Annotated in this window: 6 protein-coding genes and 2 pseudogenes; 6 read left to right on the top strand and 2 right to left on the bottom strand. The window is 71.5% G+C overall.

Annotated features, from left to right (window positions below; all coding sequences use genetic code 11):
• Nucleotides 1-92: 92 nt before the first annotated feature.
• On the bottom strand, nucleotides 93-875 hold the full coding sequence (locus ADK57_RS09640) for a sulfite exporter TauE/SafE family protein (RefSeq protein ID WP_053748961.1): 783 nt from the start codon (nucleotides 873-875) through the stop codon (nucleotides 93-95).
• Between the two features lie 539 nt (nucleotides 876-1,414).
• On the opposite strand from ADK57_RS09640, the gene ADK57_RS09630 reads away from it, so the two are divergent.
• The 6 genes and pseudogenes from ADK57_RS09630 to ADK57_RS09605 form a co-directional block, all read left to right on the top strand.
• Nucleotides 1,415-2,629, top strand: a complete 1,215-nt coding sequence (locus ADK57_RS09630; RefSeq protein WP_053748959.1) for an NAD(P)/FAD-dependent oxidoreductase — start codon at nucleotides 1,415-1,417, stop codon at nucleotides 2,627-2,629.
• Nucleotides 2,629-5,256, top strand: a complete 2,628-nt coding sequence (gene nirB / locus ADK57_RS09625; protein WP_053748958.1) for a nitrite reductase large subunit NirB — start codon at nucleotides 2,629-2,631, stop codon at nucleotides 5,254-5,256. Before ADK57_RS09630 ends, nirB begins: the two co-directional genes overlap by 1 nt.
• The gene (nirD, locus tag ADK57_RS09620) at nucleotides 5,253-5,603 is read left to right on the top strand and encodes a nitrite reductase small subunit NirD (RefSeq protein ID WP_053748957.1); all 351 of its coding nucleotides are present in this window, start codon (nucleotides 5,253-5,255) and stop codon (nucleotides 5,601-5,603) included. The genes nirB and nirD overlap by 4 nt, the downstream gene beginning before the upstream one ends.
• Nucleotides 5,604-5,671: 68 nt before the next feature.
• Nucleotides 5,672-6,253 carry a TetR/AcrR family transcriptional regulator gene (locus ADK57_RS09615; protein ID WP_053748956.1) on the top strand — a complete coding sequence of 194 codons (582 nt, stop codon included), beginning with the start codon at nucleotides 5,672-5,674 and terminating at the stop codon, nucleotides 6,251-6,253.
• A gap of 87 nt (nucleotides 6,254-6,340) precedes the next feature.
• A complete protein-coding gene (locus ADK57_RS09610; RefSeq protein WP_053748955.1) occupies nucleotides 6,341-7,108 on the top strand; it encodes an SDR family NAD(P)-dependent oxidoreductase in 768 nt (255 codons plus the stop codon).
• Nucleotides 7,109-7,151: 43 nt separating this feature from the next.
• Nucleotides 7,152-7,529 (top strand): annotated as a pseudogene (locus tag ADK57_RS09605) (LysE family translocator); the annotation flags it as partial.
• A gap of 5 nt (nucleotides 7,530-7,534) precedes the next feature.
• Here the strand turns inward: ADK57_RS09605 and ADK57_RS50990 are convergent.
• Nucleotides 7,535-7,847, bottom strand: a pseudogene (locus tag ADK57_RS50990) (IS200/IS605 family accessory protein TnpB-related protein); the annotation flags it as partial.

Raw genomic sequence — 7,847 nt, 5'->3', positions numbered from 1 at the left:
GCACCTGGCACCTCGCACCCGCCGGTGCATGACCGGAGGGGCTGTCCGGCCTGACGGCCGGACAGCCCCTCACCAAGATCTTCATCGACCTTCTAGGCCACCCACTGCTCGTACGCCAGATTCGCCACCAGCGCGAACACCACCGTCAGCAGCACGATCCGCACGAAACCGCTGCCCTTCCTCAGGGCGGTGTGCGCGCCCAGCGTGCCGCCCGCGAGGTTGAAGACGGCCATCAGGGCGGCCAGTTGCCACAGGACCGCGCCCTGCCAGGCGAAGGTGGCGAGGGCGCCGCCGTTGGTACAGCAGTTCACGATCTTGGCGGTGGCGGAGGCGGTGACCAGGTCGAGGTGGAGGACGGCGGTGAGGGCCAGGACGAGGAACGTGCCGGTGCCGGGGCCGATCAGACCGTCGTAGAAGCCGATGCCGAGGCCCGCGAGGCCGATCGCGGCGAGGATGCGGCGCGGGCCCGCCGGGCCGGTGGCAGGGGCCGTACCGAAGGTGGGGCGGGCGATCACGAAGGCCGCGACGGCGAGCAGCACCACCATGATCACCGGCTTGAGGACCTCGGTGCTCATCCCTGCCGCGAAGAACGCCCCCGCCGAGGAGCCCGCGAGCGCCGCCAGACCGATGCGTACGGCCGTGCGCACGTCGACCGGTGCCTTGCGGGCGTACGTGACCGCCGCACCCGCGGTGCCGACGATGGCGACGGCCTTGTTGGTGCCGAGGGCGTGCGCGGCCGGGGTGCTCGACGGCAGCCCGAGGAGCAGCACCGGCAGCAGCAGGAGCCCGCCCCCGCCGACCACGGCGTCGATCCAGCCGGCCGCGAGGGCGGCGAGGCACAGGACGACGACCATGGTCAGCGATATGTCGGGCATGATCGGGACCCTAGGGGACGAGATGGGTGCATCGTCCACGGACCTGAGGGAGTTCTGAGGTTCGCCGCCCCGGATTGGGCGGCCTCTGTCGCTGCGTTTTGTGCCGATCGGCCGCCAGTGGGACGCACGCCACATCACCGGCGAGACGATCACCGCATGCGCGGGCCGGCGCCGGATTCCCGCGGTGAACCGCTCCCGCGGCGCCCGCCGGGACCCTGCGACGGCGCTGCCGCCGACCGCCGCCCGAGGCGACCGAACCGGGATGTTCCGGGCGCCGCCCCTCATCCGCCCCCGCACGTGAGCTGGTGAAATCCCGCCTCTCCCGGCTCGTGCCGCCCCCGGTCGTAGACGATGGCGCCTGCACGGAAAGCCGGGGCTCGGCAGGCCCCGGTCAGCCCCCGCCGAGGCCGCCTCACAGCGCACTCCCGGCGGGCACGCCGAACCCTCACACCCATCCCCCGCCCCCGCTGAGGGCAGCGTTCCCCGCGGGAAACAGACGTGATGCGGCCGGGTAACACCGGCAACGCACGCTCCTAGGCATGACCTCGAATACGCGTGTGGTGGTGATCGGCGCCGGACTCGCGGGCGTCCGTCTCGCCCGGCGACTCGGTGAGCTCGGCGTTCCCGTGACGCTCATCGGCGAGGAGGAGCACCGGCCCTACAACCGGGTCCTGCTCGCCGAGGTGCTGGCCGGACGCTACAGCCCCGATGTGATCGCCCTGCCGGCGCCCGCGGAGCTGACGCGCGCCCGGGTCACCGGCATCGACCGGGCCGGGCGGACCGTGGAGTGCGCGGACGGCACGAAGATCGCATACGACACGCTGGTCCTGGCCACCGGCTCCAACCCCGTACTCCCGCCCCTGCGCGGCCTGTTCAGCCCCGACCACGTACTGCCGGAGGGCGTCCACGCCTTCCGCACCATGGACGACTGCCTGGGCCTGTCCAAGGCGGTACGGCCGGGCGTGAAGGCGGTCGTCATCGGCGGCGGGCTCCTCGGCGTGTCCGCGGCCCGTGCGCTCGCCCTGCGCGGCGCCCAGGTCGTCCTCGCCCAGCAGTCCGAGCGGCTCATGGAGCGCCAGCTCGACCCGTCCGCCTCCAAGCTCGTCCGGCGCCACCTCACCGACCTCGGCGTCGAGATCCACACCGAGTGCCGGGTCCGCGACGTGCGCTGCGTCGGCGGCGCGGTCCGCTCGGTGGAGATGTCCGACGGTTACGCCCTCGACGCCGACCTCGTGGTCCTGGCCTGCGGGGTCCACCCCCGCGTGGGCCTCGCCCAGATCTCCGGCCTCGACGTCCGCAAGGGCGTCGTGGTCGACGACGAACTGCGCACCTCCGACCCCCACATCCGGGCGATCGGCGACTGCGCACAGCACGACGGCACGGTGTACGGACTGGCCACTCCCGCCCTCGAACAGGCGGATGTGCTGGCCGAGTCGCTCGCCGGTCGGGCCAACGCCCGTTACACCGGCACCCGTGTGCTGACCCGACTGACCCTGCCCGGGCAGACCGCCTTCGACCTCGCCGCGTTCGGCGAGACGGAGGCACTTCCCGGCGACGACGTGGTCCAGCTCGCCGACGCCACCCGAGGCACCTACCGAAAGGTCGTCGTCCGCGACGACCGCCTGGTCGGCGGGGTCCTCGTCGGCGAACTCGGCACCGTCGGCGCGCTCGCGCGCGCCTGGGAGGGAGCAGAGCCGCTCCCGTCCGACGGCGGCCCTCTGCTCCACCTGCTCACCAATGATGGAGGCTCCTGATGTCCACGACCGCACTTCTTGGGGACCGGCCCCGCCCCACGATCGTGCTCGTCGGCCATGGCATGGTCGGCCAGCGCTTCCTCGAAGCGCTCGCCGAGCGCGGCCTGACCGCCACGCACCGCGTGGTCGTGCTGTGCGAGGAGCCTCGTCCTGCGTACGACCGCGTGCAGCTCACCTCGTACTTCTCGGGCAAGACGCCCGAGGACCTGTCCATGACGGACATGCAGTTCATCGCCGACCACGGCATCGAGCTGTACGTCGGCGACCCGGCGGAGACCGTCGACCGGGAGGCCCGCAAGGTCACCGCCCGCTCCGGTCTGACCGTCGACTACGACGTCCTGGTCCTCGCCACCGGCTCGTACCCGTTCGTCCCGCCCGTCCCCAACAAGGACGCCCAGGGCTGCTTCGTCTACCGCACCATCGAGGACCTCCTCGCCATCGAGGAGTACGCCAAGTCGAGGACGACGGGTGCGGTGGTCGGCGGCGGTCTGCTCGGGCTGGAGGCGGCCGGTGCGCTGAAGGGCCTCGGACTGACCTCCCACATCGTGGAGTTCGCCCCCCGCCTGATGCCGGTCCAGGTCGACGAGGGCGGCGGCGCCGCGCTGCTGCGCACCATCGAGGACATGGGCCTGTCCGTCCACACGGGCGTGGGCACGCAGGAGATCGTGGTCGACGAGTCCGGCGCGGTCACCGGCATGAAGCTGTCCGACGGCTCCGAACTCGCCACCGACCTGGTGGTGTTCTCCGCCGGTGTCCGCCCCCGCGACCAGCTGGCCCGCGACTGCGGTCTGACGGTCGGCGAGCGCGGCGGCATCAGCGTCGACGAGCAGTGCCGCACGGTCAACGACCCGCACGTCTTCGCGATCGGCGAGTGCGCGCTGGCCTCCGACGGCCGGGTGTACGGCCTGGTCGCCCCCGGCTACGAGCAGGCCGAGACGGTCGCCGCGACGATCGCCACCGACGAGGCCTCCTTCACCGGCGCCGACCTGTCCACCAAGCTCAAGCTGCTCGGCGTGGACGTGGCCTCCTTCGGCGACGCGCACGGCGCGACCGAGGACTGCCTCGACGTCGTCTACTCCGACTCCCGCGCCGGCCTGTACAAGAAGCTGGTCATCGGCCGTGACGGCACGCTGCTCGGCGGCATCCTGGTCGGCGACGCGGAGGCGTACGGCACCCTGCGCGCCTTCACCGGGTCGGTCCCGCCGGTCTCCCCCGAGGCCCTGGTCCTGCCCGCCGGCGCCGGCGCCCCGACCCAGCTCGGCCCGTCCGCGCTGCCGGACGAGGCGATCATCTGCTCCTGCCACAACGTGTCCAAGGGCGCGATCCGCGGCGCGGTCACCGACCACCAGTGCACGACCGTGCCCGAGGTCAAGAAGTGCACCAAGGCCGGCACGGGCTGCGGCTCCTGCGTCAAGGTCCTCGGCCAGCTGGTCACCGCCGAGCTGGAGGCCAACGGCGTCGAGGTCGACAAGGGCCTGTGCGGCTGCTTCTCGCAGACCCGCGAGGAGCTCTACGAGATCGTCCTCGCCCTGCGCATCAACACCTACCAGGACCTCCTCGACCGCTACGGTCGCGAGGACGCCCAGGGCGGCGACGGCTGCGACATCTGCAAGCCGGCGGTCGGCTCGATCATCGCCTCCCTCGCCCCGACCATCGGCGCGAGCGGCTACGTCCTCGACGGCGAGCAGGCGGCGCTGCAGGAGACCAACGACCACTTCCTCGCCAACCTCCAGAAGAACGGCTCGTACTCGGTCGTCCCCCGCATCCCCGGCGGCGAGATCACCCCCGAGGGCCTCATCGTCATCGGCGAGATCGCCCGCGACTTCGGCCTCTACACGAAGATCACCGGCGGCCAGCGGATCGACATGTTCGGCGCCCGTGTCGAGCAGCTCCCGCTCATCTGGACCCGGTTGGTGGACGCCGGCTTCGAGTCCGGCCACGCCTACGGCAAGTCCCTGCGCACGGTGAAGTCCTGCGTCGGCCAGACCTGGTGCCGCTACGGCGTCCAGGACTCCGTCCGCATGGCGATCGACCTGGAGCTGCGCTACCGGGGCCTGCGGTCCCCGCACAAGCTCAAGTCGGCGGTGTCGGGCTGCGCCCGCGAGTGCGCCGAGGCCCAGTCGAAGGACTTCGGCGTCATCGCCACCTCCAACGGCTGGAACCTCTACGTCGGCGGCAACGGCGGCGCCACCCCGCGCCACGCGGACCTGCTCGCGCAGGACCTCGACGACGACGAGCTGATCCGCCTGATCGACCGCTTCCTGATGTTCTACATCCGCACCGCCGACCGCCTGGAGCGCACCTCCACCTGGCTGGAGCGGATCCCGGGCGGCCTGGATCACGTACGGGACGTGGTGGTGGAGGACTCCCTCGGTATCTGCGAGGAGCTGGAGTCCCTGATGACGGACCACGTGTCGCACTACGCCGACGAGTGGGCGACGACCATCAACGACCCCGAGAAGCTGTCCCGGTTCGTCTCCTTCGTGAACGCGCCCGACACCCCCGACCCGGTCGTCGGCTTCGTCCCCGAGCGCGACCAGATCAAGCCCGACCTGCCGCTGCTGTCCATCGGCATGCGCCCCAGTGAGAACCCGGCAGACGTCCTGGAAGGAAGTGCCCAGCGATGACACTGGCACCCGAGACGACCGACCTGAAGGTCCAACTCCAACTCGACGACGGCTGGTTCACGGTCTGCGACCTGAACGTGCTGCTGCCGGGCCGCGGTGTGGCCGCGCTGCTGCCCGACGGCGGCCAGGTCGCCCTCTTCCGCGACCGCGCCGGCTCCCTGTACGCCATCGACAACCGCGACCCGTTCAGCGGTGCGGCGGTCCTCTCCCGCGGCCTGCTCGGCGCCCAGCAGGGCCGGCCCTTCGTCGCCTCGCCCCTGCTGAAGCAGCGGTTCGACCTGACGTCGGGGCAGTGCCTGGACGACGAGTCGGTGCGGATCGCGACGTATGAGGTGCGAAGCGCCTGAAGGCGACGCGCGGGCCCCGCAAGAGGGTTTCTTGACTGATCGTTCCAATTGAATCTAGGCTCTGGCACGTGGCCAGGACCAAGGAGTTCGACCCCGAAGCCGCGCTGCAGTCAGCTCTCGAGCTGTTCTGGCAGCGCGGCTTCGAGGCTACGTCGATGTCCGACCTCGTCGAGCACCTCGGCGTCGGACGGGCGAGCATCTACGCGACCTTCGGCAACAAGCACGAGCTGTACCTGAAGGCGCTGGAGCGCTACCAGACACAGCTCCCCGACCTGCTCCGGGAGCTGTCCCAGCCGGGTCCCGCACTACCCGCCGTACGCACCCTCGTACGTCGCTACGCGCACGAGGCCGCCGCCGACGAGCTACGCCTGAGCGGCTGCTTCATCACCAACACGGCGGCCGAACTGGCCCCGCACGACCCCGCCGCGGCACGCAGCGTCGAGCGCAACTGGGACCGACTGGAGACCGTCCTCCACTCGGCACTCGTCCGCGCCCAGACCCAGGGGGAACTGTCCGCCGACCGTGATCCGCTCGCCCTGGCCCGGATGCTGCTGGTGCTGCTGCAGGGCCTCAAGGTCGTCGGCAAGGCGTCGTCGGCCCCTTCCCGGGTGCGGGACGCGGCGGAACAGGCACTGGCACTGCTCGACTGACCCCAGCCCCTCACCAGGGCCTTTCTTATGACTTCTTACGACTTCTCACGACCTCATACTGAACCGATCGGTCAAAAAAGGGGACTCATGACCACCGCTCGCTTCACCGGCAGGACCGCCCTCGTCACCGGCGGCGGCTCCGGCATAGGACGAGCCGTCGCCCTCGCGTTCGCCGCCGAGGGTGCGAACGTCGTCGTCGCCGGGCGGCGGCAGGAGCCGCTCGACGGGACGGTGACCCTCATCGAGGCGGCGGGCGGCAAGGCGCTCGCCGTCACCGGGGACGTCTCCCGTGCCGCCGACGCGGAGGCCTTGGTCGCCGCCGCCGTGGACCACTTCGGCTCGCTCGACGTCGCGGTCAACAACGCGGGCGTCTTCCGCGGCGGCGCCCCGCTGGCCGAACTGTCCGAGGAGGACTGGCACACCCAGCTCGACATCAACGTCACCGGCGTGTTCCTCGCCCTCCGGGCCGAGATCCGCCGGATGCGCACCCAGCCGTCGGGCGGCGCGATCGTCAACATCGCCTCCACCTTCGGCGTCCACACCCGCCACCCCGGGGCCGCCGCCTACGCCGCCTCCAAGGCCGCCGTCTCCGTCCTCACCAGGGGCGCGGCCCTCGACCACATCCGCGACGGCGTCCGCATCAACGCGGTCAGCCCCGGCGCCGTCGACACCCCCATGTCCCTGCGCCCCGGCGAGACGGAGACCGACCGCGCCGAGCGCACGAAGGCGGCCCTCCCCCTCGGCCGCATCTCCGCGACGGAGGAAGTGGCCGCCGCGGTCCTCCACATGGCCTCGGACGCCGCCGCCTCGACCGTGGGCACGGACCTGGTGGTGGACAGCGGGGCCACGGCCTGAAAACCGGCTGGAGGCACGGACATCCTCGTGCTTGCATGGGTTCATGGTGCCCACCGACCGTCTGCTCGCCTTCGCGGCCATGTCCTTCCTGCTGATCGTGGTCCCCGGACCCAGCGTGCTGTTCGTGATCGGCCGCGCGCTCGCCCAGGGCCGTCGCGCCGCCCTCACCACCGTGGTCGGGAACACGGTCGGCGCCTACGTGCTGATCGTGGCCGTGGCGCTCGGGATCGGGGCGGTCGTCGAGCGCTCACTCCTCCTCTTCACCGCCCTCAAGCTCGCGGGTGCGGCCTATCTCGTGTACCTCGGCGTCAAGGCGTGGCGGGAGCGTGGAGCGCTGCGGGCGGTGTTCACCGAGGACGGGGCACAAGCGCGAGGTGGCCTGCGCACGTTCTGGGAGGGGTTCGCCGTCGGGGTGACCAACCGTTCCTAAAGACTGAGTGGGAGTGAGTGCTGTTGCCAGTGCTCCTGCTCAGCCGGGTGCTCCGAACGGTGTTGGGCACCCTGGTCGCCCGCTTTCGCTCCACGGCCGGGCGGCGCGCATCTGGTGCGTGGTCCGGGAAGGTGGGGGCGGGTTTCCTCGCGCCGTCGGGTCGCCGGTCGGGCCTGGGCGGTCCGATGCCCACCACGATCACTCTGGTCAGGGTGGGGCGGTGCCGTCCGTCGCCGGATCGGGTGTCCGAGGGCGCGTCGCCCGACCGCGATGCTCGCCGCATCGTGCCGGGACATCCTGCGTCGTGGG

The sequence above is a fragment of the Streptomyces sp. MMG1533 genome (assembly GCF_001279775.1).
Lineage (GTDB): Bacteria > Actinomycetota > Actinomycetes > Streptomycetales > Streptomycetaceae > Streptomyces.
This window is presented reverse-complemented; position numbering and strand designations above follow the sequence as displayed.

Bases quoted from the DNA above. Each gene is read 5' to 3' on its own strand.
- nirB (WP_053748958.1), top strand. From the start codon at position 2,629: ATGTCCACGACCGCACTTCTTGGGGACCGGCCCCGCCCCACGATCGTG.
- ADK57_RS09630 (WP_053748959.1), top strand. From the start codon at position 1,415: ATGACCTCGAATACGCGTGTGGTGGTGATCGGCGCCGGACTCGCGGGC.
- nirD (WP_053748957.1), top strand. From the start codon at position 5,253: ATGACACTGGCACCCGAGACGACCGACCTGAAGGTCCAACTCCAACTC.
- ADK57_RS09610 (WP_053748955.1), top strand. From the start codon at position 6,341: ATGACCACCGCTCGCTTCACCGGCAGGACCGCCCTCGTCACCGGCGGC.
- ADK57_RS09640 (WP_053748961.1), bottom strand. From the start codon at position 875: ATGCCCGACATATCGCTGACCATGGTCGTCGTCCTGTGCCTCGCCGCC.